Genomic DNA, 25,043 nt, shown 5'->3' on the forward strand with positions numbered 1-25,043 from the left:
TCGGCAAATATGCGCTCACATACGCTATATAACAATATTCCGTATTTAGCTTTCTCGATTATGCCTGCTAAATCAGCAGGTATTTATTGGTGTTATTTCGCTTTTGATGCGGCGTGGTGTTCAATCATGAAGGCAATAGCTTCATCGTTTAAACAAGATTTACTCACATATTGGCGCTGTTTACCGATATGCAGGATAAAACCAAGATCGGTCTGCTCAAGTTGGTCGATGTCACTCCACGCGATGGTGTTGGTCGCTTTGTGGTTTTTGTAACTTACTCCGTTAGCGTCACCTTGAAAGACGATTTTGCTGCCTGCGCCTGAGCTGATTTTTTGTCGCCATAACCACCAGGTTCTTTTGCAGTACACACTGAATGCTTCAATCACACTCAAAACAATAAAGAACCAGCCAACATAGCCGTTAGGTAATAGTTCAAATTCCAGTAGAACCACACCAAAAATAAGAAACAGTATTCCTTTTAAGTAGGCTTTTGGAAATTGAGTCGTAAGGCTAGTTTGATCATAACACTCCGCGAAAAACGTCTTGTCGAGTTTGTATTCTGTAGTGAAACCGGGTTCTTTAGACATGTGAGGCTACTTTATGGTTCTCTGTGAATGGGCTGTCAGTGGGCAGGTGTCCCACGCTGCAATTTTGCAACTTGATTATTGTATCGCTTCTCACTGTTTTTATTTAGATATTTTGGCTCTGTTTTGTAAATCGATGATACTTAACGGGTCTATTCTAACTTTAGCTATCAGACTAGTGTAGGGGCATCTTTAAAGTCACCTAAAAAATTGGTGATGGGATGGATAGATCTGTGGAGTCACCCGGTTGTTGGGACTACTGGCATTTTTGGATAAAACTTCGATCTCATTTTGTTGGTTGATGGAGTCTATAGTGATTAGTGTGCTTTATCACTGCTGTTGAGGGTGCTCTAACAGAATAAATATATGAAGCTTGCAAAGTTCATCACCGTTCACTCTGAGAGGCCATACCCAAAGCGATACCTTGGGCATGGCCTTATTCTATTTCAGTTTTAGGATCAGTACTCGATGAATAATGACACCTGCTTAACGTTAATGAAGAAACTTCTTTCATAGGGAGAAGAGGTAAGAGCAATATCTAGTTTGTTCAACCCAGACACTCTCTTCTCATTTAATGCTTCTAATAGTTTAGAGTTGGTAAACCTAAGCGTTTGACCTGCTTCTACGTTGTTGAATGTAGTAAGTGGATTACTCCATGCTGCACATATTGTAAAAGACTCACAGAACGTGTCGTAATCCAGTGTGTTTGGAGACCAAGTTTGATTAACGATATGCGCAGTTACATTGTTGAATGGAAATTGAAGAGTTGAATCTCCGAAGTCAACAATAAGCGTAGCCTGTTTGATTTTCCCTCGAACCTCACTTAAGTCAAAACTCGCTAGTGTTTCGTAGTCGTATGGGATTGAAGCCCCCGCTCTCAAGTAACCACCGACACGATGTTGCGTGACTTGTGTTGCCGGGGTTGCTTGCCAGTTTTCTCTTTCCAAACCGAATAGGTTAGAGGGGAGGGTCACATTCACTGGCGGACTGAAATCAGAGGCTTGGTATGGTGGAGTTTGACCGAGAACTCCTTGTCGATAGGAGTCAACGCCACTGTAGATTAGCAGTGCGTTCAGTTCATAAGGACCATCGGCTTGCTTAAACGTGTCACCAGGAACGGTAAACTTGATGGTGTTTTCGCCAGCCTCAAGCGGTTCTTGGAAACTCACTAGCTCTAAATACTCTCCGGCTGCACCAACGATATTTACCGAACCTGTGTAAGTTCCACTGCGCGTAACATGGATAGGAAACTCAAAACTCAGCGAATCAATGTAGGTTCCATCTTGCGACATAGTCGGTGTGGTGACTAAACTCCCCGTGACTTCAATCGGTTCGCGGCAACGCTCAAAAGATGCTAAATCAATAAATTCTTCAAACTGAATTCGAGGGGCTGAAATTCGTATGTCATCTTGAGTGATTGCGTAGATGATCGTCGGGTTGGAGGTCAAAGTAGACGCTGAATCAAACGCGCCAAAAATATCTTCAGTTGAGTACTGTAGAGTGACGATTTGCTTCGCAGGTTTGAGTTGCAGACGTTTGCTTGTGTTCAGCTCGTCAATTCCATCGGTGAGGTAACCATGAATGGCAAAATCCCCCGCGGATTTAACATCAAGTTCCAAGCGCTGCTCTAAGGCAATAACACAGCCTTCAGAGGAAAACAGTGGAGCGAGTGAGAGGCTGACAAATTCAATGTCAGAGGGTAGTACGTGGATTTTTTTACTTGTCTGGCGAGTGATAGTTGTTCCATATTCTTCAAAAGACGTTATGCCTTCAATTAGATAATCCCCTTCAGCGGGTGGAACGAAAATATTGCTGTAGACACCATCTTTAGCAATAGCATCGAAATTGACACCCTCATCTTTAAGCGTCAGGCGTGTTTTTATTCCAGCTTCATCAATGATCACTGCGCTGGTTTGGGCACCTGTGATTGGATTCCCTTTGTTTGTCAGTAATGCAGAAACGGGAACTGGTTCACCGACCACAAATTGGTTTGCAGCTATCGCCATGCCAAACGCAATAGGGGATTGGATCGCAACCTGAGCAATAATTACTGTGTTGTAACTTGGGTTTGGAAAATCAACGACGATCTTCCATTCGCCAGGTTCAGGGTTAGTTACTTCAGGCAAAAATAAATAGCTGCCCGGTAGCGGCGGACTTTGTGTGTCACCTGAAAGTATGTTCGCTTGCACATCATTGGATGATGTTGCGACTTGCCCGTTAGGCTTGACTAAATATACGGTTGCATCATCCAACGGCACGATGATTTCTGCTTTTAGGGCTTCCGCTTTGTCGATGGTAAATAGCATTGTGACTTCGTTATCGTTACTAGTCACTGGTTGAGATAGTGTCGTGCTTGTACTCATCCCAACGGGTATTGCATTACTGGCGATAGCCGGTGTGATGAAGGTACAGAAAAGACTGAACACCATCACTAATTGCTTGATGAATTTCATTGTGGCCACTCCTTAGCGCATTGAAATAATTTGTTGTAGAAAACGTTCAACGTTTTGTCCCGTTTTCATTGTTGAGTGGTTAGCCAATACGTTACCCAATGCATTGGTATAACTTGGGTTAGCGCTTGCCAAGGTCACAACAACATCATTTTCTTGCGGTACTGTTTGAATGGCTTGGTAACTGACTATGGTGATTGGATGAGCTTGTGGTCCATGCACACTTGGCATTGTGACCGGTTGAGTTTGAGTATCGAGGTAGGCCGCAGAACTAAAGCTTCTTAGCGCCTGCCAAGCGGTAACGCCTGCCCAACGCGATCCCCATGGGAATAGGCCAACGATATCAGGATCTTTCTCAATAACACCGTCTTGGTTGAGATCGGCATTTGCCCCAATAGAAAATGTATTTGCAATATTGCCGCGAGTACGCATTTGGATCGCGTTTGATGCTGTATCCGTTGTTAGATCACGGATACCAGGCATTTTAGGACCCGCAAACGGAATATTTGGGAGTTGCATGTACTTGCCAGCGTAATTATTTGGATCGGTACTGACGTTACTGTAGATATCGGCGTAGTGGTCCATTTTTATCACCGACAAATCTGCTGCGACGCTACCAAGGTGAGGTGTGGAGAAAGTAGAAAGGGAGGTTATCTCAAAGGAAGGGCTAAGTGCTTTGAGGTTTTGGGTATCTAGCCCGCCTTTACTGTGTGCAATGACGTGAACTTTGTCGGATTTCAACTCATCGAGAAAACCCTGAATTTTGTTGTTCAAGATATTAGCGTTAGTCGCTGTGGTTCCATTTTTGTCAGCAGAGAAACGAGTATAACGAATGCCATAGTCATCAAGTGTAGAAAGCACGCCTGGAGCCGTATCATCATCCCAAGTGTCTGATTGTGCAGCAATGCCATGAGCAAGAATCACAGGAATGGCAACATCAAACTCGATTGAGACCCAATCGACAGACATACACCAGTTGTCTCCCGTATTGCCAGTATCAATATCGACGCGAATCTCATTGTTTTGGCCGAACTTGACATCACTGATATCGACTTGAAGGTTAGTATCCGTCCAACGGTTATCAGCGCCTTGCAGCGTACCTAAAGACTTTCCGTTAAAAGATACGATATCTATTTCTGGAGCAATATTACTGACGTTGGCATTGGAGTCTATGTCGAAGACCGGCATGCTGATCCTTGCGTTAGAACCGATAACGCCTTTTTGCTGCATATCGCCCAGTTTACTCGGAGCAATTCTCCCGTCACTTTGTAAAACGTTGGGGCTGACGACCATAGGAACAGGTAAAGAGATAAGTAGAGGTCCGCCAGAAGCATAGGTACAACCGGTATCCAGACCAGGACCAGAATTGACAACATAAACGCCGAGTACTTCTTGCGGTGGGGCTATCCCAGAGCTTTGTGAACGCATCGAGAAATTACGCAATTCGTGTGAATCAGGTATATCTTCGGCACTCGCGAAACTCGGAGAAAGTAACAAAACACTGAGCGTGGCGCTCGGAATGTATAGTTTCATTTGTTTACCTTTGAGTATAGGTTATCCAAGAATTTGGTTGAAGAAAGCTCTATCTGTAGTTGTAAGGTAAAGGCTTGGAGTTTGATGTGAAATTTATTGGGTATAATTTCGGCTTATTACTCAATTGATAAAACTGCTGCTCTATTTTTTTTCAAAATAGGAAGAGTGCGATCGCAGTTTCTGGATTGCGGAAGTTATGTCCTTATTTTCAAAAGGAGGGGGATAGTGCTCTAATATTGTTAGAACAATCTAAGTTAGTTTATGAAAGAGTAGCTAAGAATAGGAAAATCAAAGTTGGATGTAGGTTTGTTACAGAACTACATAGAGCGCGCTGTTCTGAATGGCTGACTACTAACCTAACTGGCTGTGCAAAGTTAGGTTAGTAGAAATTATGTGGCTGTTAATTCAGATTTGAGAGATAAGGGCTAGTGTTTTTTAGTAAAAATGGTAAAGGTCGCAATAAACTGAGGTTTGTTATTACATCGTTCGCTACATAGTGAAAACAGGCGACATACCGCTGTCTTGTCCACTCATTAGCAACAAGCCAATTAAGACAAGTAAAACACCACCGAATAGCTGTAAATAATGACCTGCGGCTTTTAGTGAAGCACTGTTATTCTTGTTACCTGCTGCCAAATAGCGTTTTACCAAGTTCTTGCCTGTTAGTGTCATTATAGCAATCGTCGAGGTTGTGAAAGCAGTACCAATCGCCATGGAAAAAGCACTGACAACACCCATCCAATATAGGCCAACCATGTTTGCGAAAAGCAGTACCATGATGGCTCCGGTGCACGGTCTTACGCCAATCGTCACTATAATTCCAGCATATTCTCGGAGCGTTGAGGCTTTGTTGATTGCGTCTGCATCGGCTACATGCTGGTGGCCGCACCCACAGTCGGCATGAGAATGATCTGCATGAGTGTTAGCTGCGGCTTGCATTGTGCTAGTAGCGTCGATTATCGGAGAAGGGGCTGATATTGATGAACGAAGTGCCATTGGCGAACGCGCTGAAATTGTCGCAGCTGTGTCTGTTGCGAGTGTAGTGATGGCTTTCACTTTCAGCTTAGGCTTACGCATAGCGGTGTAGATGTTTTTCAAAGCCTTCCAACATATAAGTGCGCCGACGACCGCGACTAAGGCAAAGCTTAATGAAACAAACATATTCGCTTTGTCATTCACTACTCGCATGGAAGCACTAAAGCCCCACAGCAACACGCTTACTAGTAAGATTGCGACCAATGCTTGTAAAAAAGCGGAGACGACCGTAAGCACTAAACTCGCCTTGGCTTTGGTTGGGTGAGTCGCTAAGTAAGTCGACACGATAACTTTGCCGTGCCCAGGCCCCAAAGAATGAAGCATGCCATAGATAAAGCTGAACCCGATAAGGTAACTGCCTGCGCCCCAAGGGTTGGATTTAGCTTCATAGAGCAGGTCTGCAAGTTCTGAATTGACTTCTCTTTGCCATTGAATGCTAGAGATAACTAACGATGGCCACATGGACCACAGTTGATACGCACCAATAGCAATAAGCACGAACGCGCCAGCACCAATGAGGTAGTGATTGATTTTGGATTGATTTTTCTTCATTTAACAAGAACCTATATCTGAAATCTTTCTGTTAATTAGTTGCCATGCTTAATCAGCTAGACGCTGACTTAAAGGCTGAAACGAATCACTGCGACTAAGAAGCGGGAACCGCCGCACAATGAAGCTCAACCGATTGTGTAAACAGTTGGCCTAGCGTGTTATCTGGATCTGCATCGACAGGTAAAGACATTGCATAACTCATTTGCTCTGGCGTCGGGTTAGGCTCGATTAATTCTAAATGGCATTGTCTTGCTAGTTCAGGTGACAATGTCACGTCGCTGTTGGATAGCCACGACATGTCGACAAAGTAACTAGGGTCAAAAATCAATACGCGAAGCGAGTTTCGTGTCACAGGCTTAGGTTTAGAAAGTGGTAGGTCAAATGTTAGAACCATCTTGGCTTTATCACGCTCAAACTTTGCGTTCTCAACCACCTGATATTTGATGGGCTCTTCACCATCATAAAAGTACGTGAAGTAGTGCTCGTACATCATGTTTTCGATTACAGACGCAGCGAGCTTTTTGAATGTTTCAGTTTCTGTATCGGCAGAGACGTCTTCTCCATCCAACATGTACATCGAGGTCATTGCATCAAAAGACCACTCCATAGAGAGACCGGTGATCATGCCATTCTCTCCCTCAATATGAGTTTTCATCTCTATCCAAGAGTGAGGGTGGGCATATAGATTTGGCGCAAAACACAATAATGCTAGGCCAACAGTCAAGCCCTTGAGAGAGCGAAAGCATGTCGAGAAACGGCTTACATAGCGTGTGGAGAGGCGATTGATGACATCGATTAGAATAAATGGCTGTTTCATGAGAAATGATGGTAATTTAGTGTGATGTTATATTATAACAACCCGATGCGTTGTTCACTTCAAATTATAAGCTTGTTTACATTGAAGCCGACTGCAATTCTTGATTTTCAATCCAACCTATTTTTCCTATAAACATCTTTGATTGGTCCCTAATTCGACATTATTCAGACTAGTGTGTGACGTTGAATAGTCGATTAAGCTCTCGGTTGTGCGAGGCCTTTTTGTAATGGGTTTGAGCTTGGCTCTTGATAACAGGCATTAACAACGCAAAAAATACCCCCAGTAAAAATACTACCCCCTAGCATATATGGTTATTTGAAAGGTAACTGAGATAGGCTGAAGATGACGGTAAGTTTGGGTGCTTGTGATCTTAGTTATCGATCCAGTAAATCTTATTTTTCACATGATAGTTATTGGCATATGCCAGTAATGGGGCGTATGCTGAACTCCTGATCATCAATAACAGGAAGTTACTATGTTATACGCAGTACCTTGTCGCGACCTTCATGTTGGCAACCACTTTGCTCGTTCCCCACAGATCGCGATTGTCGATGAACAACGACAGATAAAACAGATTGTTCCTTTGATTGACTCCGACACCTCTTGCAATAAAAAGAAGCAATGGATTTCGGTTCTCCGTTCTTACGATGTGAAATCTGTGGTGGTTCGTTATATTGGTAAGAAGATGCTGGCGCACTTGTTCAATAACGATATTCGAGTCTTGGCATCGACAGGTAAGGCAGAAATCGGGGCTTTGGATTTCGACAATCTACGGGAAGTGACCGATCTCGATTATGGTCGCGAGCCGAGAAATAGTGGGTGTGGCAATAAAACGTGCGGCGAAAACGGGCACAAAAAACAAGCTTCGATTCTAATGGTACAGCCTAATCAGCTAGGTGCTATTCGAGGGTTCCGACAATGACCTTTTTGTTGACGCTATTGGGGTTTGTCGGAGTCGTTACATTGATGGCGATAGGCGTGATTTTTTCGCGCAAGCCAATCAAAGGCAGCTGTGGAGGATTGGCGCAGTTAGATATTGAGCGTGAATGCAATTGCAAGGATGTGTGTGAAGGGCAAAGCAAAAAGCTGTATCAGATTACTGAGCCATCAAGCTAAGTATCGAAGTAAGCATCAGAGTTCTCGCTCACTGAGTTAAATAACTTCTGGCTAACACGTTAATTAACTACTTTGAATCACCAACGCGTGACCATTGACGATGCACTTGGCGACTTTAGCTCGTGCACGCTTGATAATGTTGCCGAACGTTTGGCGAGACACCTGCATTTGTTCAGCGGCTTCAAGCTGGCTCAGGCCTTCTTGATCAGCCAAGCGCAAGGCTTCGAGCTCTTCCAATAGCAATTCTTCTTTATGAAGCTCGTCCATAGGAACACCATTGGGCTTAAAACAAGAGTAAGCCGTACGGGTACACAACTGGCGATGTTTTTTTGGTCGAGCCATATCAATCTCTAGCAATCTATGGGTAAAGGTAAGTATGAAGGTTTTCATTCCACACAATCATCGGCGTTGCCAAGTGTGCAGCCAAGGTTTTTTCAACGACAGCGCCATTTGTTTTGAAGCTATTGGCGAGCATGACTCTTTAACTAAGCATGAGGCAGTAGCTAAATATAAAACCAGAGCCAAGATTGTACCAACAGATAAAGCTGAGGGCTACGATGGCATGATGCAGGGCGGCATTGTCACCACACTGCATGACAGCGCGATGCTACATTGTCTATTTCAGAATGATATCAAGGCGATGACGGTGAGTTTAACCTCTCGTTTTCACCATCCGATTTTGATTGGTCAAGAACTGGAAGTTCGTGCCCAGTGGGTGAAAAGTAGACGTAATATCTACTTCCTAGAAAGCCAAATTACTCAGTGCGGAAAGTTATGTTCGTCGGCACAAAGCCAGTTCATGTCATCACGCTAGTTATCGAGCGACAGCTTGGATGGTGCTCGTTTGTTGATTCCGTTCTTTTGCACAATAAATAGAGGTTTTCTATAGTTAACGTAATAACGAATAAAACTAGTAGGGCAGTATTGAATTCATTATCCACCTTTTAGCTCCTGAGCACGCTTGAATCCGTTCATTAGAGCGAGTTTCCCCGCACTCTATTCAATTCATCACTGCCTTTTCTCGGAGGGCTGCTGATGCCAAAATTCTTCAAATCGACATTTCAATATTGTGCTCTATCAATCGTCTTACTTTTTCCATTCTTCAGTAGTTATGCTTCTTCCGACCCACTTAAAGTCGGTGTTTATCCATGTCCTCCTTTGTCATCAGCTCTATGGAAGGTGAGTGGAGTGGTCTGAGTGTCGAGCTCTGGGAGCAGATCGCCAAAGAGATGAGCGTTGAGTACACTCTAGAGACCCACCGCTTAGATGACTTACTCAATTCGATTGAAACCGAGCAAATTGATGTCGGTGTATCTTGTATTTCAATCACCCCAGAGCGAGAGTTATTTGCCGACTTTTCTCATTCTTTTTACGAAACTCATCTCGCTATTGCCGTTAAAAAGCAGGGCTACCTCCAAACCTTGCATGCCATTTTCTTCAATCCCGCGCTGTGGTTGATCATTGGTGCCGTCGTCTTTGTCTCTGGTGTAATTGGCGCGTTTTTCTACTTATTGGAGCATGGAGAGAATGAAAAGCTCTACTCGATGAAAAGCCGAACGGGACGTTTGTTGGAAAGCTTTATCATGGGCTTACTTTTTATCACGCGAGGCCCTTTCAATTACTTTGAATTTAAGAGCTTAACTGGACGAATTGCCACGGTGTTCATTGGTGTGTTTAGTATGCTTTTCATCGCCAGTATTACCGCTGTTTTAGCCAGCAAGTTGACTCTCAGCCAAGGCTCTTCCCATATTGAAGGTGTGAATGATCTTGCGAATGTGGAGGTAGGAGCAAAGGTTGCCACTACGTCTTCTTTGATGCTCACAAGCTTCGGAATTCGACACAAGAGTTATGTCGATATGCCAAGGCTTCTAGCGGCTTTAGAGGACGGTGAAGTCGAAGCGATTGTCGCTGATGATGTGGTGCTCAAATATATGATTGGTAATGGCAGAATAAGCGGGCAGTTTGAAGATCTGGAAGTGTTGCCGTATCAGTTAGAAAAGCAGAATTATGGCTTTATCATCACTGAAAATAACGTGTACGAAGAAGAGATTAACCGAGCACTGTTGAAGATTCGCGAGTCACGAAGGTGGCGTAAAATCTTGGTCGATTATTTCGCAGATCAGTAATCGAAATTAGAAGCATATTCAAAAGCTTTTGGACTGTCGCCGTTACAGTTGATCTGAACCGGAAGCCTTGGTCTTTTTGAAGTATTTGAATGCACTCCAAACCGCGTAAGCCGCAACACCCACAATCAATGCCGAGCGAAGGAGAATGGGCGCATCATGCTCAAGCTGACCAACATGCGGCACAATACTGGCGAACAAGCGACTGGTAAAAAGCAGCCCCATTACTAACATAATAATCTTATTCATGTGACCTGCCATTCAATTGAGTACGTTGCACAGAACGAGTTATGGGGCGATTACACGGCTAACACGCTAGACAACTATTCTGCTCGAAATAAAATCATGCGCTTCTCAAACGTAACCGTCAACGTGATATCGGAGTTAAGCTAGTAAGCTAAAATTTCGTTTTTGGAAGGGGGTTGTTCTGTCAGGTGTAGCTAGAACTCGGAACAGGTAAGGGCGTTAAGGAATCTAAAATATTTACGTCAATGTATTGGTTTATGAATAACGTATCCAAAGCGGTACGTTGAATATCGGTAAAGTTATTATCTTTGAAATTTACAACTCATTTAGAATTATCAACTTCAAAGATAATATTGCTTAACGAGATCAGATTGTTGGGGTCTTATCTTGTCGAATATATCTTTTCGACCACAGATAAGTCCATGCAAAAGTTAAGGTTATGTTCAAGGCAGGTATACTTAATACCAACTTCTCCCGTGTTGAAATCAACGGATTTTGCGACATCTTCTTGAAAGTTATCAATGACTAACTGTAATAAGCAATCCTTGTCTAATACATTCATAAGTTTTCCTAAATATAATATGGTTGCAGATGCATATTAAAGGACAGGTTCCGATCATTATCAAGGAAAGCGAAAGAATATTTTCTCGTATAAATTACGTATCTTTATAACCCTTAATCATAATCAAACCTGAGAACATACCATATTGTAATTTATATTTTATCTATCTTAGAAACCTTCAATTACTAGCAAAATACGAACCAATTATTGTGAAGGTATGAAGAACTTTTTTCTCTGAATCTGAAAGGCGATTGGTTAGAGAATGTGATAATTGAGAGCTTACTTACAAAGGAATATTTTTATTTTAACAAAATATTAGGACTTAATTATATATGTATATTAGTTTTTGGTTATAAACTTTGATTGTGAAGGTGTTCTTGGATAAATGCGCTATAACCCTGTTTATTGTAATGACTACTGCTCCCATTTTACTTTTCATAAGCTAGTCTTACTAAATGTTGATATGAAATTTGCTGCATTTATGTTTTTGGCGTGATCTTGGATTTGTTTAGTCAACCACATGGTAGATCTGATGTACATTTTACTTAAGTGAAAATCTCTTTGAATCAATGGCTAACGTTTGATTTTGGAATGAGATAAGGATCAAGTGTCTTCGTTTTCATCATGGTGTGGCATGGATGATCCACACAACAAGTTGATTGTTATTTAGTTTAAATAGGGAAATATTATGGCAGAGCAAGAGTATGATTATCCGGAATCGTACAATCTAATTTCAGTTACAGACCCTTCCAGTAAAATCAAGTATGCAAGCCCCCATTTTAATGAAGTAGCAGGCTATCAAGAAGGAGAACTAGTAGGTGAGTATCACAATGTAGTTCGTCACAGGGATATGCCTAAAGCCGCGTTTAAGGACCTATGGGGCCATATTCAGTCAGGTAGTAACTGGATGGGTATGGTGAAAAACCAACGGAAAGGTGGTGGCTATTACTGGGTTGATGCTTTTGCTTCTCCGTTAAAAGAAGATAATGAGATTGTTGAGTACCAATCTGTAAGGTTTAAGCCTAAAAGAGAATATGTTGAACGTGCAGAAAAAGCGTATGGAACTTTAAATAACGGAAAAACACCATTCAAGCTCATGTTACCGAAAACGAGACTTTGGCAACGTCAGACACTCATTTCAATATTGCTAATCGGGTTAGCCTACGCGCTTCACCTTAATCAATTCGTAACGGCACCGCAAATGTTCTTATTACTCTTTATGGGTAGTTCGGTATCGATTTATATTTTGACTCGTCGCTTGGAGAATATTTGTAAAATAGCAAAAGAAGAGTTCAACAACCCTTTAATGGAACATATTTACTTTGGCAAGGTGGACGATCTCTCCGAAATTGCGCTGGGAATGAAGGTTCGGAAACAGTATGCAAAAGCATTATTAGGCAGAATTCGAATTTCGGTGAGTGATTCATGTGAAATGACCCTGAAACAGGCGAATAAAACTGCTGAATCGAACGCCACGGTGTCTGAAAACCTTGAAAATCAGAAAACAGAAATTGATATGGCTGCGACTGCCATCAACGAGATGCAAGCGGCTTCAAGTGAAATTTCTCAAAATGCGCAAGGAACCCTCGATTCTACCTTTAGCACCCAGCAAGAGCTCTTATCTTGTCAAAACGAGCTAAACCAAGTCGAAGAAAACTTTGTCGAGCTCACCAATGAATTAGATAACATATCGACAATATCGCTGTCTGTAGAGAGGGAGACGCAACAAATAAGCTCCGTCATCGAGATGATCAACGCGATTGCTGACCAAACTAACCTATTAGCACTGAATGCTGCGATAGAAGCCGCACGAGCTGGTGATTCAGGAAGAGGGTTCTCGGTCGTGGCAGATGAAGTAAGGGTGCTTGCTCAGAAAACACAAGAAGCAACAACAGAGATTCAAGCGGTTATTGAAAAGCTATGCACAGGCAGTGGTCAGTCAGTAACGGCTGTTAACAACGGGACGGAAAAAGCGAAACGCACTCAAACGACGATTCAATCGACTCTAGAAAGCCTCACATTATTGAGTGAAAAGGTTCAAGGAGTGGTTGATAGGAATAACCAAATCGCGGTCGCTATTGAAGAACAAGTTAATGTCTCTGAAGAGATTAACCAGAATATTCTTTCTATACACAGTAAAGCTGAAGCTTCTCACGATCTCATGGAAGACAGTAAAAAACAGTATGAACAAAGTGTACTCAGCTTGAATGAGCTAAGAAAAGGAGTGGCTCGATTTTAAATCGCAATAGAGCAAGTAGTTAGCGGGTTCTGACTCGGCATTCTCAAGCCTAGAGTTTGTAGTTAGAGTTGCTTTTTGAAGATGGTCATTTAAATGAATAACTACAGAAATAGACAGCTAAAGGGGGCGATCTAGATGATTAGAGATTTATTTTTCTTCGTTTAATATTCTGATTTATGATCGCATGCAATCTAAGGGGGACAAATGTCCTCCTTTTTATTTGGAGAGGCGCAATAAAATAGGTGCCACTAAAACAAATAATAAAGGACACATCTATGGACCTATTCGCCCTACTTGATATCAATAATACCTTAGTCAATATCCCAATAGGGGATGGCTACGCGATGAGCTGGATTGAAGCATTCGGCACCGTATTTGGGTTGCTGTGTATTTGGTTTGCAAGCCAAGAAAAAACCATTAATTACCTGTTCGGGTTACTGAATGTCACCTTATTTGCGGTTATCTTTTTCCAAATTCAGTTATACGGACTGTTACTGCTTCAACTCTTTTTCTTCTGCGCCAACATTTACGGCTGGTACGCATGGACACGCCCTAATGAGCAAGGTGAAACGCTAGAAGTTCGCTGGTTGAGCCAAAATAAGCTGGTGGCAACGGCTGCAGCCTGTGCGATTTCGATTGCACTGCTCACAATGTATATCGACCCATTCTTCTTTGCGTTGGCAAACATCGCGGTAGATAGCCTGAATCTATTTGGTGCGGATTTAGCGGAGCCAGTGCTTGAACCGGATGCGTTCCCATTCTGGGATGCAACGATGACCATTCTATCTATTGTTGCTCAAGTTCTTATGACACGTAAGTATGTTGAAAACTGGATACTGTGGATTGTGATTAACATTATCAGCGTTGGTATTTATGCGACGCAGGGTGTGTACGCAATGTCTGTTCAATACGCAATCTTAATGTTTATTGCGGCAAACGGTACTCGTGAGTGGGCACGCACAGCTAAACGAAACAGTGATAAATCGTTAACTCAAGCAACGGCTTCTTAGGAGTGAAGATGGCAAAGCAACCTCATATCTGCGTTGATGAAACGCAAATTGCTCCGTTAGTTATTGTTTGTGGTGAGCCAGATAGAGCGAATCGAATCGCGAGCTTGCTTGAAGATGCCGAGATGGTTTCTGAGAACCGAGAGTATCGAATCTTCACTGGTCAATATCAAGGTAAAGCGATATCGGTTTGCAGCACGGGCATTGGTGCACCTTCAATGATCATTGCGGTAGAAGAGCTTAAGTTTTGTGGTGTGACTCATATCGTCAGAGTAGGGTCTGCAGGTGCGATGCAGTCACATATCGGGCTTGGTGAGCTAATTATTGCAGAGGGCGCGGTTCGCGATGAGGGTGGTTCTACCGCTTACGTTAAGCAGTCGTATCCCGCCTATGCAAGCTTCTCTCTGCTTAAAGAGCTAGACAAGTTCTTGCAGCAGCAAACAACACCTTACTATTTGGGCACGGTACGCTCACACGACAGTTTTTATACCGATGACGAGCAGGCGCTTTGTCAGTACTGGAATGGCAAAGGCATTTTAGGTGCAGACATGGAAACATCCGCGCTGTTTACCGTGGGACGCTTGAGAGGGCTTAATGTAGCTTCTATCTTGAACAATGTTGTCTTGTACGAACAAGATGTAAAGGAGGGCGTTGGGCAATATGTCGATGAGGCAGAGGCAATGATGCAAGGAGAGCGGCTAGCATCATTAGCGGCACTGGAAGCATTAATTACTCAATAAGAGCCTGAATAAATGCAAGACGAAAGCGATGGGAGACCGTCGCTTTTTTATTGGGTTCTCTCCTGTGGTTTAAGTGGTTACAATCGTTTGAATATAAACAGCAGTAATGCAATGAGAGAGTAAGTATGAAGATTGCACCATACTCAAGCGGACGCTTTAAAAATTACTTAGAACAAAAAAGCTCTGAATTTAGAGATCTCATCTACCAACACCAAGTTAACTCTCGTTACTTCAATCAAAACGATGAAATCCTACGTCAAGGTGAGCAGCTTCAGTATCTTTATGTAGTGCCCGCAGGGAGAGTCTCTATGAGTATTTCGGCGGCTAATGGGCGACGCTTTCAATTGGGCGAAGTGAATTGTGATTATCATATCTTCGGTGAGATGGAGTTTTTCACGCAGACCCCTTGTCAGTGGAACGTAGTGGCTGATGAACACATGCAAGTTGATGTTATTTGTATCCAGAAACTATCAGAAGCGCTACATGAAAATCCGGAGATGATGTTCTTTTTCGCCTCTGCATTAGCGGAAGATTATCAAGACTCTATGGGCATTTACACTAATCGTCTTTTACACTCAATTACCTACAACATTGCGTATGATTTATTGGTTCAAAGCGAGACTAACACTGTGTTAGGCGGTTTCGATAAAGTGAATCAAGAAGCGGAACGTTTTGGCACATCGAGCAGAGTGTATCGAAGAGCGGTTAAAGACCTATTAGACAAAGGTTTCATCAGAAAAGGAGATCAAGGGTTAGAAATTGTCGATCAGCGAGCACTGCAAGCTTTTATTGACTCCTACGAATAATAAAAGAGCTTGGCACTTACTTAAATGCCAAGCTCGGTTTTTCAATGTTTACTATTAACTACTCGCATCTATTTATGAGCGACTTTCTCTCAGCAACTAGCAACTAGCCCGTAAGTGTCCGCGCACCATTACCGGCGACTAAGTATTAATCCTTAAGCTTTTGCATACATGAGTGTTCTATAACCACCGATTAAGTTGCGTGCTTTAAAGCCGTTGTTGACGAGTTGGCGATAAGCCACGTTACCACGTAACCCGACTTGGCAGTAGATTACAATCTCTTTGTCTGCTGGGAGCTCACTCATTCGATCACGCAGTTGGTCGACAGGAATGTTGATTGCGCCTTCAATAAAGCCACCATTTTCTAGTTCGCCAGGGTTACGAACATCGAGTAGGAGTTGGTTGTCGCTTAATGTTGCAATCTCATCGAAATGAATAGGTGTCGCGTCACCTTTAATAATATTGTTGGCAACAAATGCGGCTTGGTTAATCACGTCTTTGGCACTCCCGTAAGGTGGTGCATAGGTTAATTCAAGGTGTTGAAGCTGATCAACGGTCATACCTGCACGTTGAGCTACTGCCATAACATCAATGCGTTTATCAACGCCATCTTTACCGACGGCTTGCGCACCTAGTATTTTCCCTGTCTTAGGGGCGAATAACATCTTGAACGAGACAATCTCAGCGCCAGGATAGTAGCTAGCGTGGCTTGCGGTATGCACATAGACTTTTTCATAGTCGACGCCTTCACGCTTCAACTGTTTTTCGTTTTTCCCTGTTGAGGCAACGGCTAGGTCAAAAATCTTACAGATAGCTGTGCCCTGTGTACCTTGATAGATTTCATTGCGTCCGAGCATGTTGTCGGCAGCCATACGACCTTGACGGTTAGCAGGGCCAGCAAGCGGAACTAGAGTTTGTGCACCTGTGACAAAGTCTTTTTCTTCGACCACATCACCCACAGCGTAGATGCTAGGATCGCTAGTCTGCATCATTTCATTGGTGTAGATACCACCTAGTTCGCCAATTTGAAGTCCTGCTTCTTTTGCTAACTTAGTCTCAGGACGCACACCGATAGCCATGATTAAGATATCAGTAGTTAATGACTCGCCATTATTAAGTGTTAATTCTAATTCACCCTCTATGTGTTGGTGCTTCTCGCTCTCGCCTGAATCAAAACTTGCGATGTGTTCGTTAGGTATATATTTCACAGACTCAAGCGCGACGCCGAGTTTTAGGTCGATGCCTTTGTCACGAATCTCCGCATGGGCAAAGCCGGCCATTTCCCGGTCTACTGGCGTCATTACTTGGTCAGCCATCTCAATCAACGAAGTCTTGATCCCAAGCTGATGAAACGCTTCCATCATTTCCAAGCCGATAAAGCCACCGCCAACAACTGTCGCGTGCTCAGGTTTATTCATTTGGATTGTTTCGATGATGCGATCCATATCTGGAATATTGCGTAGTGAATGGGTGAGGGGGTTATCGATTCCTGAGATGGGAGGAACGACGGCACCGGCTCCAGGGCTGAGTAATAAGAAGTCGTAACTCTCGCTGTAGTGATTACCATCAACAAGATTTTTGACTGTAACGGTTTTATTGGTGCGATCAATAGAGGTAACTTCGTTCATCACTCGTGCGTCAACGTTGAAGCGAGCTAAGAAGCTTTCAGGTGTTTGTAACAGAAGCTTGCTTCTATCCTCGATATCGCCACCTATGTGGTATGGCAATCCACAGTTGGCAAAAGAGACGAATGGTCCTCGTTCAAACATTATGATTTCGGCTTCTTCACTAAGACGACGAGCGCGTGCAGCAGCTGAAGCACCTCCAGCTACGCCACCGATGATTACAATTTTAGTCATACGTTTACCTATTACTGTCTCTAAGTTTAACTATACAAATTGCCGAGCATAGAGCTTGTATCTTCTTAATGATCAGTACTGGCTGGTCGCCGGCGATTGAGTAGTTTTCGAAATACCTAGATACTATAAAGATGTAAATTAGCATTGTCTAATATTTATTTTAAAGCTATCACCTCGGGATTGAGCGTTTGGTCCAAGGGCTGTGATTAGACTAAAGCACGCTAGTAAAGGTAATACGCGTTAGCGAGTCGAGTACAGGTTAGCCAAATTAACTGTCATGAGCATAATGAACAGGATCATGGATGTGCTGACTGATTACGTTCTTCAGATCTTGTTCATACAGATCTAGCCAGGCATAACGCTCGCGATACAACTTACGCTTTTGACGTTTTAGAGCTTCAAGATCTTTCCTGTTCGGGTTTGTCGGGAGACGATAGAAATAGTTATCATGCACCTGTCCATCGTGCTCTTCCCACAGACTGTCGTATTTAAGGCTGATGTCTTTGTTTTTCTTACCGTAGCGTAATGAGTTCGAGACATGACCAGACTCTTTTACCGCATAGATATTGTCGATACCCAAGTTAATAGCGAGCAGTCGTAGTGTTTCTACCATGAAGGATTTAGGTCTTAAACCGTAAAAAGCTTTGGTGAATGTGCGGCTAAATCCATTGTCATTGGCGCCACCCTGTATACCGCCGATGTAGATGTTGTTGTCGAAAACAGTAAACGAAATGGTATACATTTTTTCGAGTTGAGAGTTGGTCAATGAAATTGTCAGTTCACCTTCTTTTCTCGCGTTTCTTTCGAAGCTGAGATTAACCAGATAAACGTTGTCATCTATCTCAAGTTTTAAAAGATTGAGCCTTTCGTTATAGATTTGGTGTCTAGCTTCTGTTGCGAAGGTGTTTTCAAACCAGTCGTAGTGTTTGGATAAGATATCGATCTTTTCTTTATTGCTAAAGCCAGTACATAAGTAGGGAGTCACAAATTTAGAAAGGAAGTTGGGTTGCTTGATAAATAATAACTTTCTCTCTTCAGAGTTGAAACTATTACTCATTTTTCGAGTAGCTGAATAATAAAACAGGGCTCGAATAGTAAACTTAACTATCGCTTTGTACTTACCCTTATTTTTATGGGTATTTGCTTCAATCCCCATGCGAACGACATTCATAATCACCTCAAAGAAGAAGGATTGCTCGAACATAGTCGTGTCGTGAACCCTTCCAATAATCTCACCAATAACAAGAAAATGATGATAGTGAAAAAGGTGATTTGGGTAAGTATGGATATGTATAGCTATGTAACCTAATCAGTTACTTAGTGAGTGGTTCTTGTTCGATTATGCCTTGTTATGTGGAAGGGAACTGGATTGATGACTATAAAAGAGTCGTTTATAGGAACAATGTTGCACCTTTTACGGGTTACGTGCTTTTAGAGTTGCAAGCCGAAAAGTATTTGGTCTATCGAATCTGGTGGAGGTTAGCTTCGGTTTTAGGGTTCTGTATAAGACTTTGACCACATAAAAGCACCGATAACCCAGGCTGTAACATCTCCGCTTATAGTGGTTAGACGCAATATCATGGTTATCGCTAAAGAAACCTCTGAACCGTAAATTGGGTTAAGTAGGCTAACCAGAACAAGTTCTCTAACTCCGATCCCAGCAGGGGACCCGGGGGTGAAGAATCCAACAATCCAGGCGACCGCGAAAATGCTCCCTAGTGTCAATATATCGAGTTCCCAAAGGTCAAACAGTGCTCCTCCAACTAAAGATATTACCGCGCCCAATAGTAAATAGTTAAATAAATATGTTACTAAACTCACCATCACAATTGGTAACGTAGGGAGTTTAAGTTCGTCTATTTGTGCCACGTCTTGTTTTGATAGAAACCAAGCATACAGGCGAACAAACGAATGCCGAAAGATCTTCGGTCCAAAGACAATAGTGGTAATAGTCAAACTAAGTATAAGTACGTGTGTTTGTATGGATGATTCGTGAATGAAGTCATTCCCTTGATGGATCCCATGATATAGGGTCAAGATAACCACAACTCCAACTACCCAAATGGTTTCGATAAGCATACTCAAGAGAATTTTACTTCGCTTCATTCTTAACTTTTCAGATAACACAACGCGCCCTATATGGTGTGCTATGTTTCCGGGTAAGTACTTTGCCAATTGAGCTACAAGGTTTATTGAAACGACCTGAGTTATGTTACCTCTACTTTCTCCTACGGATTTTAGTAGGTAGTAGCTAACTAAACCACCGTTTATTAACGTCCAGCTATAAAGAGCAATACTTCCGACTAGGACTAATATTAGATCGTAGCTCCAATTAATCGTGTACCAAATTGATAATTGAATTGATGACTGATAACAAAACCATATAATTAGCGATATAGATATAAGCCAACCTAGTTTCTCTACCTGTATTCGTATATTAGACACCAAGCGAAACCCTTAGACGGTTACTTTGATATTTTTGATTTTTCATTCGCTAACCTATCCTCTAGTTTCTCGATTCGGTACAGCAGTTTTTCCATTAACTTGCGATTGAAGCTTACTAGGTCTGCGACAAATCCTACAATCATAGTGAGAAACCCAAGTATTAATAATGTGCTGCCGAGTAATAAGGACTGAATATGGCCATCGCCACCCCCATCCATGAAAAAGTATAGGAAACGAATGATGGGTAATACACCAACGGCAACCATTATGGCACCTAAAATAAAGAACACACGCAAGGGTTTGTACATTGTGTAGATACGAATTAATGTGGAAATAGACATCCTTAAAAAGTGAGGAATACTTGAAAATAGCCTAGACTCTCTAGTCTTCTCGTTAGTGTGGATTGGAACGGAGATTACACCGAGCTTTTTCGCACTAGCTTGAATAAGCATCTCAATCGTGTAACTGAACTCTGATACTATATTTATTTGTTGTGCTGCTGATCTTGATATTGCTCTGAAACCACTGACTGAGTCTTTTATGTCTAAGCCGGTCGCTTTGGACACGATATAACTACCTAACACTTGAAGGGTTCGCTTGAAAAATGAGAAATGTTTATTGTTATAACCACCTCGGTTTCCGACGACAATATCAGCTCTCTTATTCAGTATGGGTTCGACTAACTTAGAGATTTCAGAGCCATTGTATTGGTTGTCACCATCAGTATTAACAATGATATCAGCTTTCTTATCTATGCAGGTTTCTAACCCTAGGTGAAACGCGTGGGCTAAACCCTTATTTCTCGTGCTCTCTACTATGTAGTCCACGCCTAACTGTTGCGCTATAGCAACCGTATCATCTGTAGAACCATCGTCTATAACAAGTATCTCGATTTTATCTATACCTTTGATCTCTTCCGGTATACCTCGGATTACTGATTTGAGGTTACTTCCTTCGTTATAGCAAGGGATTTGAACAATTAGTTTCAATTTTGCCACCTCTATTTATTCTGGTTTGTTTAAAATCCGCTAAACATACGAGATTCTCGATTGCTCTCTTTAGGCCTATATAAATTCTCCCCCCAACGAAGTGTATATGTACCTGTATCTTCGAAAATTTTAATAGTATTTTTTCCTTTTGATAAAGCGACGATTTCTTGTGGGTGGATAACTTTGTTATTTATGATTACTTTTGAATCTGATTCCAAAGTGTAATTACCAGAGATATTTAAGGTAAACGTCACGGCGTTATCCTCTTGAGTTAACAGCAACTCTTTACCTGCAACATAGAGTTCATTCCAGTGACTTATATAATTGTTTTTAATAGCTTTCCTATCTTCTTCTAAAAGAGCCAAATAGATTGATCCCACACTGCTCTCGCTGTGAATGAACTCAAGGTATTCTGAATTCACGATCAAAAATTTAGGTTCGTGATCTTCAATAGCAAGCTTAAGTATAGGCTGTCCTGCTATTAAGTAGTTATCCATCCCCCAAGAGCTCATGAAAAAGCCTTTCTGAGGGTATGATGAGATCATAGAGCACCTATCTATGTAGGCGACAGGTTCAGGAAATATCTTCTGAACAACATTAATAAAATGATACTGATAATCTAAGTTCCGGGAATATTTCAAATAAATACTTTGAAATATTAGGTTAAAAACAAACAAAAAAACAACCCCACGGCTTATTCTCATGTATCGCTTACGAGTTTTTCTTTGATTCCATACCTCCCAAGCTAGGCCGAAATAAATTGCTGAAGGAGCTAATATAAATGAATAAAAGTAGGGGAATGCGTTACGATAAATAAGAATAGATAATAAAGGAAGTATCAAAGTCATGAGCTTTAAGTAATCTAATTTTATTTCAATATTATTATTTTTAATTGTTGAAGATAGGCAGAAGTAAACGCCACAAACTAAAGTAAACCAAAAGCCTAAGTCTGTTCCTAATGTATATATAAAGTAATTAGCTCGAGGGAAAAATAAATTATGGTTTAGTGTTTTGTTTGCCCCACTTAGCATTGATATAGCATCGTTCTCGGTTGTTGATGTAATGCTTTGTGAGTGCCAAAAGTATAGAGATAAAAACAGTAACGTGACTAAAATAAAATATCGCGAAAGGATAATGCTAGTTCTACGTTTTTGGGAAGATTGTACAATGGATAAAAGTGAAATTAGGATAATAGTAGGAAGATAAAATACAGACTTTAGTGTTATAAGGAATGCTATGGCAGTAAGCAATGCAGTAATCAATGTTCGTTTGAAAGAATACTCTAGTTTTAGCAGATAATCTAAACTAGCCATTAAGCAAAAAGTTGCAATAGGGTCTGTCCGAAAACTAGCTCCCATCCTAATTACAAATGAAAATGAAAAGTAAGCTAAAACCGCAAATAGAGAAGCGGATCTACCAAGGTGTCTACGACAAATTCTAAATATAAAAAATCCTGTAGCAATTTGAAGACACAGCATAACATTACGAGCAACAATGATTTGGTTAACCTCATTATCGGATACCCAGCTTAACCAAGTGAAAACATGCACATGGAATGTTTGAAAGCTACTTATCGATTCTCCAGCTAAAAACTGATGAACAAAAGACAGATAGTAGAATTCATCCCAATTAACCTCATAATTGAACGCGGTGTATACTCGAAGAACTATAGCTAGAAATACCAAGGTAAGCATAATGGAACTTCTGCTTACCTTGATATCTCTATTTAATATATTAGGCTTACTATTTGTTTTTTCAAACATTTTCCTTCTACCCTAAACTTCCAAAGACTTTGTTATTTCATCTAAAAGCTCAGTTGCTTTTTCTAACTATAGTACCTTTGGATTTTCTTGTTTTTAGTGAGTTAGAACTTGATTACTTAGACGATTAGCTAACGGTTTGTCGTCTGTTGGGCTAAGATAAAAGTATGAAATAAGCTGTTTTATGGAACTATTTATGATACATATTTTGATTGGTACTCGCGCTCAGCTCATAAAAATGATTCCCATTATGAAAAATCTTCAAGATAGAAATGTTGAATACAATTTTATATTTATGGCACAGCATAGAGAAACTATATTAGAAATATTATTTGAATTTGGAATCAAAGAGCCAGATTATGTTTTATGTGACGATAATAGAGATATCGTTAGCAGTATACAGATGGTTGCATGGTCTATTAAGGTTTTACTTGTCGGTATTTATAATAAACGGGAGTTATTCAGAGGAGATAAGGACGGGATCGTAATGATTCATGGTGATGCCCCCCCATTGTTATTAGGTGCTATTTTGGCTAAAAGCCAGAAATTAAGGGTCGCCTCGGTCGAAGCTGGCTTACGTTCTTTTAATTTACTCAAGCCTTTTCCTGAGGAAATAACTCGTGTTGTTACAGCTAAATTGGGATTAATTGATGTTTTTTATTGTCAGGATCAACTCTCTGCAGAGAACGTAAGTAAATATAATAAACAAGTTGTCAACACTAATGGGAATACTATTGTTGATACTATACAACTTGCTAGCTCTATAAATAAATTATCGACCAATTCTATCTCTGATAAACAAGAACGCTACGCTACTGTCTCACTCCATAGATTCGAAACGATATCAAATATAAGTGGTTTGAAGAAAATAGTGGAACTAATAGAAAAACTCACTAATGTTATTCAAGTTAAGTTTATATTACACCCTCCAACAAGAGAAGCACTTAAGAAGAATGGGCTTTATAGAACTTTGGAAAACAACATCAATCTAGACTTAATTCCTCGTATGACATTTTTGAACTTTAATAAACTCATATCGAAATCTGAGTTTATGGTTACTGATGGCGGTAGTAATCAGGAAGAATGCGCATTTCTCGGAATTCCATGTTTAGTTATTAGAAATGAAACAGAGAGAAAAGATGGACTTGGTGATAATGCAGTTCTTTCATATTTTGACTATAACGTGATTGATAGTTTCATTGAAAACTATTCTGAATATCGTCGCCCGAGTAAAGTTCTCAAGAGAAGCCCCAGTGAAATCATTATCGACAACGTAACTAAGTCATTGTGATAAAACCAGTTTTGATCATCTACTTGGGTGGGTGTTAAGAGTTAGCGATACGTAACCATAACGAACAAACTCATTGTAGTTGCTGACGTCATAGATCACTAAGACAAGCCTATAACCAAAAATGCCACTACAAATCTGCAGTGGCATTAGAACGATAAAAAACTATCACCTTGCTTAAACCTAAACTTTAGTTCTTATATAAACTAAAGTTCTAACAGTTTAGCCAGTTCACGCTCTTCGAGAAGCTCTTCAATGCGTTGACGAGTCTTAGGCGTTTCGGCTTGCGCTTTAGTCGACTTGCCTGCTTTTTTGCTTCGGCTCGTTTTCGCTTTTTCCTTAGTCGTCATCGTAATCTTCCTTGTGTTTTTTGTGTTACAGGTTGCACGTCTCTTTTAGTGCCTTGCCCGCTTTAAATGCTGGCGTCTTTGATGCGGCAATCTGAATCTCTTCTCCGGTTCGCGGGTTACGACCAGTGCGAGCAGCTCGAGAGTTAACTTTAAAGCTACCAAATCCAAGGATCGATACGTCATCACCGTTCGCAAGCGAAGTAGAGATACCTTCAACTAGCGCATTTAGTGCTGTGCCTGCTTGGTCTTTTGAGATGTCTGCAGAAGTCGCGATATGTTCAACTAATTGAGATTTGTTCATAATCTATATTCCTTATTGAGTACGGCTGGCGTCTACCTTTAGCACCTAGCTTATGCGATCTTATCAACAGCAATTGGAATAATGTCAGTGAGCGGGTAGAGCTTTGTAAAGTAACCAACAGAATTGACTATAAAAGCATCTGTCGGTTCAATCAATGCAATTCATTGATTATTATTGGTTTATAGACATGTTGCCCAAATTTACTTGAGAAAAGAGCATTAGGGTTGCCCGTTCGATTCATAAT

At 41.4% G+C, this 25,043-nt stretch carries 21 protein-coding genes and 1 pseudogene; 9 read left to right on the forward strand and 13 right to left on the reverse strand.

The genetic code is table 11. The features are described 5' to 3' along the window. Positions 1–92: 92 nt before the first annotated feature. From AB4503_RS14245 to AB4503_RS14265, 5 genes are all read right to left on the reverse strand, one after another. The gene (locus AB4503_RS14245) at positions 93–587 is read right to left on the reverse strand and encodes a YcxB family protein (RefSeq protein WP_372115178.1); all 495 of its coding nucleotides are present in this window, start codon (positions 585–587) and stop codon (positions 93–95) included. A gap of 455 nt (positions 588–1,042) precedes the next feature. Then, positions 1,043–3,037 (reverse strand): choice-of-anchor X domain-containing protein, encoded by a 1,995-nt coding sequence (locus AB4503_RS14250; protein WP_050645342.1) that lies wholly within the window; start codon positions 3,035–3,037, stop codon positions 1,043–1,045. A 12-nt stretch (positions 3,038–3,049) separates the two neighbouring features. Beyond that, entirely contained in the window at positions 3,050–4,567 is a 1,518-nt protein-coding gene (locus AB4503_RS14255; RefSeq protein WP_372115180.1) for an esterase/lipase family protein, read from the reverse strand. Between the two features lie 489 nt (positions 4,568–5,056). After that, positions 5,057–6,154 carry a nickel/cobalt transporter gene (locus AB4503_RS14260; protein ID WP_017059100.1) on the reverse strand — a complete coding sequence of 366 codons (1,098 nt, stop codon included), beginning with the start codon at positions 6,152–6,154 and terminating at the stop codon, positions 5,057–5,059. 94 nt (positions 6,155–6,248) lie between these two features. Then, positions 6,249–6,971 (reverse strand): DUF1007 family protein, encoded by a 723-nt coding sequence (locus AB4503_RS14265; RefSeq protein WP_029235926.1) that lies wholly within the window; start codon positions 6,969–6,971, stop codon positions 6,249–6,251. Positions 6,972–7,446: 475 nt separating this feature from the next. Here AB4503_RS14265 and AB4503_RS14270 point away from each other — a divergent pair, with 475 nt between their 5' ends. Both AB4503_RS14270 and nqrM read left to right on the forward strand, forming a co-directional pair. Beyond that, a complete protein-coding gene (locus tag AB4503_RS14270) occupies positions 7,447–7,893 on the forward strand; it encodes a NifB/NifX family molybdenum-iron cluster-binding protein (protein WP_017059102.1) in 447 nt (148 codons plus the stop codon). Further along, a complete protein-coding gene (nqrM, locus tag AB4503_RS14275) occupies positions 7,890–8,087 on the forward strand; it encodes a (Na+)-NQR maturation NqrM (protein WP_017059103.1) in 198 nt (65 codons plus the stop codon). The genes AB4503_RS14270 and nqrM overlap by 4 nt, the downstream gene beginning before the upstream one ends. Before the next feature lie 63 nt (positions 8,088–8,150). Here the strand turns inward: nqrM and AB4503_RS14280 are convergent, their stop codons facing one another. Continuing rightward, positions 8,151–8,429 (reverse strand): DUF134 domain-containing protein, encoded by a 279-nt coding sequence (locus AB4503_RS14280; protein ID WP_029235478.1) that lies wholly within the window; start codon positions 8,427–8,429, stop codon positions 8,151–8,153. A gap of 34 nt (positions 8,430–8,463) precedes the next feature. On the opposite strand from AB4503_RS14280, the gene AB4503_RS14285 reads away from it, so the two are divergent. Then, entirely contained in the window at positions 8,464–8,901 is a 438-nt protein-coding gene (locus AB4503_RS14285) for a PaaI family thioesterase (RefSeq protein ID WP_372115182.1), read from the forward strand. A gap of 221 nt (positions 8,902–9,122) precedes the next feature. Continuing rightward, positions 9,123–10,213, forward strand: a pseudogene (locus AB4503_RS14290) (transporter substrate-binding domain-containing protein). A gap of 42 nt (positions 10,214–10,255) precedes the next feature. On the opposite strand, the gene AB4503_RS14295 reads toward AB4503_RS14290, so the two are convergent. Continuing rightward, positions 10,256–10,459, reverse strand: coding sequence for a hypothetical protein (locus AB4503_RS14295; RefSeq protein ID WP_017065471.1), 204 nt, complete (start codon positions 10,457–10,459; stop codon positions 10,256–10,258). Between the two features lie 1,247 nt (positions 10,460–11,706). On the opposite strand from AB4503_RS14295, the gene AB4503_RS14300 reads away from it, so the two are divergent. From AB4503_RS14300 to AB4503_RS14315, 4 genes are all read left to right on the forward strand, one after another. Further along, positions 11,707–13,257 (forward strand): PAS domain-containing methyl-accepting chemotaxis protein, encoded by a 1,551-nt coding sequence (locus AB4503_RS14300; protein ID WP_372115184.1) that lies wholly within the window; start codon positions 11,707–11,709, stop codon positions 13,255–13,257. A gap of 275 nt (positions 13,258–13,532) precedes the next feature. Continuing rightward, positions 13,533–14,267, forward strand: a complete 735-nt coding sequence (gene pnuC, locus AB4503_RS14305; RefSeq protein WP_017065475.1) for a nicotinamide riboside transporter PnuC — start codon at positions 13,533–13,535, stop codon at positions 14,265–14,267. Positions 14,268–14,275: 8 nt separating this feature from the next. Beyond that, on the forward strand, positions 14,276–15,004 hold the full coding sequence (locus AB4503_RS14310) for a nucleoside phosphorylase (protein WP_372115186.1): 729 nt from the start codon (positions 14,276–14,278) through the stop codon (positions 15,002–15,004). A gap of 125 nt (positions 15,005–15,129) precedes the next feature. Beyond that, positions 15,130–15,810, forward strand: coding sequence for a Crp/Fnr family transcriptional regulator (locus tag AB4503_RS14315; RefSeq protein WP_372115188.1), 681 nt, complete (start codon positions 15,130–15,132; stop codon positions 15,808–15,810). Positions 15,811–15,962: 152 nt separating this feature from the next. On the opposite strand, the gene AB4503_RS14320 is transcribed toward AB4503_RS14315, so the two are convergent. From AB4503_RS14320 to AB4503_RS14335, 4 genes are all read right to left on the reverse strand, one after another. Beyond that, the gene (locus tag AB4503_RS14320) at positions 15,963–17,666 is read right to left on the reverse strand and encodes an FAD-dependent oxidoreductase (protein ID WP_371722122.1); all 1,704 of its coding nucleotides are present in this window, start codon (positions 17,664–17,666) and stop codon (positions 15,963–15,965) included. Positions 17,667–17,934: 268 nt separating this feature from the next. Further along, positions 17,935–18,837 carry a VirK/YbjX family protein gene (locus AB4503_RS14325; protein ID WP_229647246.1) on the reverse strand — a complete coding sequence of 301 codons (903 nt, stop codon included), beginning with the start codon at positions 18,835–18,837 and terminating at the stop codon, positions 17,935–17,937. A 1,294-nt stretch (positions 18,838–20,131) separates the two neighbouring features. Then, positions 20,132–21,100: a glycosyltransferase family 2 protein gene (locus tag AB4503_RS14330; RefSeq protein WP_017065481.1), complete on the reverse strand. Its 969-nt coding sequence runs from the start codon at positions 21,098–21,100 to the stop codon at positions 20,132–20,134. Positions 21,101–21,129: 29 nt separating this feature from the next. After that, on the reverse strand, positions 21,130–22,863 hold the full coding sequence (locus tag AB4503_RS14335) for an ArnT family glycosyltransferase (RefSeq protein ID WP_372115191.1): 1,734 nt from the start codon (positions 22,861–22,863) through the stop codon (positions 21,130–21,132). 193 nt (positions 22,864–23,056) lie between these two features. On the opposite strand from AB4503_RS14335, the gene AB4503_RS14340 reads away from it, so the two are divergent. Then, on the forward strand, positions 23,057–24,151 hold the full coding sequence (locus tag AB4503_RS14340) for a UDP-N-acetylglucosamine 2-epimerase (RefSeq protein ID WP_017065483.1): 1,095 nt from the start codon (positions 23,057–23,059) through the stop codon (positions 24,149–24,151). A gap of 203 nt (positions 24,152–24,354) precedes the next feature. Here the strand turns inward: AB4503_RS14340 and AB4503_RS14345 are convergent, their stop codons facing one another. Both AB4503_RS14345 and AB4503_RS14350 read right to left on the reverse strand, forming a co-directional pair. After that, complete coding sequence (locus AB4503_RS14345; RefSeq protein ID WP_017059112.1) at positions 24,355–24,498, reverse strand: hypothetical protein; 144 nt, start codon at positions 24,496–24,498, stop codon at positions 24,355–24,357. Between the two features lie 25 nt (positions 24,499–24,523). Next, positions 24,524–24,799 carry an HU family DNA-binding protein gene (locus AB4503_RS14350; protein WP_017059113.1) on the reverse strand — a complete coding sequence of 92 codons (276 nt, stop codon included), beginning with the start codon at positions 24,797–24,799 and terminating at the stop codon, positions 24,524–24,526. Positions 24,800–25,043: the final 244 nt, after the last annotated feature.

It is taken from the genome of Vibrio sp. 10N.222.55.B11, from assembly GCF_041473705.1.
Lineage (GTDB): Bacteria > Pseudomonadota > Gammaproteobacteria > Enterobacterales > Vibrionaceae > Vibrio > Vibrio crassostreae_C.

What these genes read in the sequence shown, in the direction of transcription:
- AB4503_RS14245 (WP_372115178.1), bottom strand. Translation starts at nt 587, where the DNA reads ATGTCTAAAGAACCCGGTTTCACTACAGAATACAAACTCGACAAGACG.
- AB4503_RS14250 (WP_050645342.1), bottom strand. Translation starts at nt 3,037, where the DNA reads ATGAAATTCATCAAGCAATTAGTGATGGTGTTCAGTCTTTTCTGTACC.
- AB4503_RS14255 (WP_372115180.1), bottom strand. Translation starts at nt 4,567, where the DNA reads ATGAAACTATACATTCCGAGCGCCACGCTCAGTGTTTTGTTACTTTCT.
- AB4503_RS14260 (WP_017059100.1), bottom strand. Translation starts at nt 6,154, where the DNA reads ATGAAGAAAAATCAATCCAAAATCAATCACTACCTCATTGGTGCTGGC.
- AB4503_RS14265 (WP_029235926.1), bottom strand. Translation starts at nt 6,971, where the DNA reads ATGAAACAGCCATTTATTCTAATCGATGTCATCAATCGCCTCTCCACA.
- AB4503_RS14270 (WP_017059102.1), top strand. Translation starts at nt 7,447, where the DNA reads ATGTTATACGCAGTACCTTGTCGCGACCTTCATGTTGGCAACCACTTT.
- nqrM (WP_017059103.1), top strand. Translation starts at nt 7,890, where the DNA reads ATGACCTTTTTGTTGACGCTATTGGGGTTTGTCGGAGTCGTTACATTG.
- AB4503_RS14280 (WP_029235478.1), bottom strand. Translation starts at nt 8,429, where the DNA reads ATGGCTCGACCAAAAAAACATCGCCAGTTGTGTACCCGTACGGCTTAC.
- AB4503_RS14285 (WP_372115182.1), top strand. Translation starts at nt 8,464, where the DNA reads ATGAAGGTTTTCATTCCACACAATCATCGGCGTTGCCAAGTGTGCAGC.
- AB4503_RS14295 (WP_017065471.1), bottom strand. Translation starts at nt 10,459, where the DNA reads ATGAATAAGATTATTATGTTAGTAATGGGGCTGCTTTTTACCAGTCGC.
- AB4503_RS14300 (WP_372115184.1), top strand. Translation starts at nt 11,707, where the DNA reads ATGGCAGAGCAAGAGTATGATTATCCGGAATCGTACAATCTAATTTCA.
- pnuC (WP_017065475.1), top strand. Translation starts at nt 13,533, where the DNA reads ATGGACCTATTCGCCCTACTTGATATCAATAATACCTTAGTCAATATC.
- AB4503_RS14310 (WP_372115186.1), top strand. Translation starts at nt 14,276, where the DNA reads ATGGCAAAGCAACCTCATATCTGCGTTGATGAAACGCAAATTGCTCCG.
- AB4503_RS14315 (WP_372115188.1), top strand. Translation starts at nt 15,130, where the DNA reads ATGAAGATTGCACCATACTCAAGCGGACGCTTTAAAAATTACTTAGAA.
- AB4503_RS14320 (WP_371722122.1), bottom strand. Translation starts at nt 17,666, where the DNA reads ATGACTAAAATTGTAATCATCGGTGGCGTAGCTGGAGGTGCTTCAGCT.
- AB4503_RS14325 (WP_229647246.1), bottom strand. Translation starts at nt 18,837, where the DNA reads ATGAATGTCGTTCGCATGGGGATTGAAGCAAATACCCATAAAAATAAG.
- AB4503_RS14335 (WP_372115191.1), bottom strand. Translation starts at nt 22,863, where the DNA reads ATGTTTGAAAAAACAAATAGTAAGCCTAATATATTAAATAGAGATATC.
- AB4503_RS14340 (WP_017065483.1), top strand. Translation starts at nt 23,057, where the DNA reads ATGATACATATTTTGATTGGTACTCGCGCTCAGCTCATAAAAATGATT.
- AB4503_RS14345 (WP_017059112.1), bottom strand. Translation starts at nt 24,498, where the DNA reads ATGACGACTAAGGAAAAAGCGAAAACGAGCCGAAGCAAAAAAGCAGGC.
- AB4503_RS14350 (WP_017059113.1), bottom strand. Translation starts at nt 24,799, where the DNA reads ATGAACAAATCTCAATTAGTTGAACATATCGCGACTTCTGCAGACATC.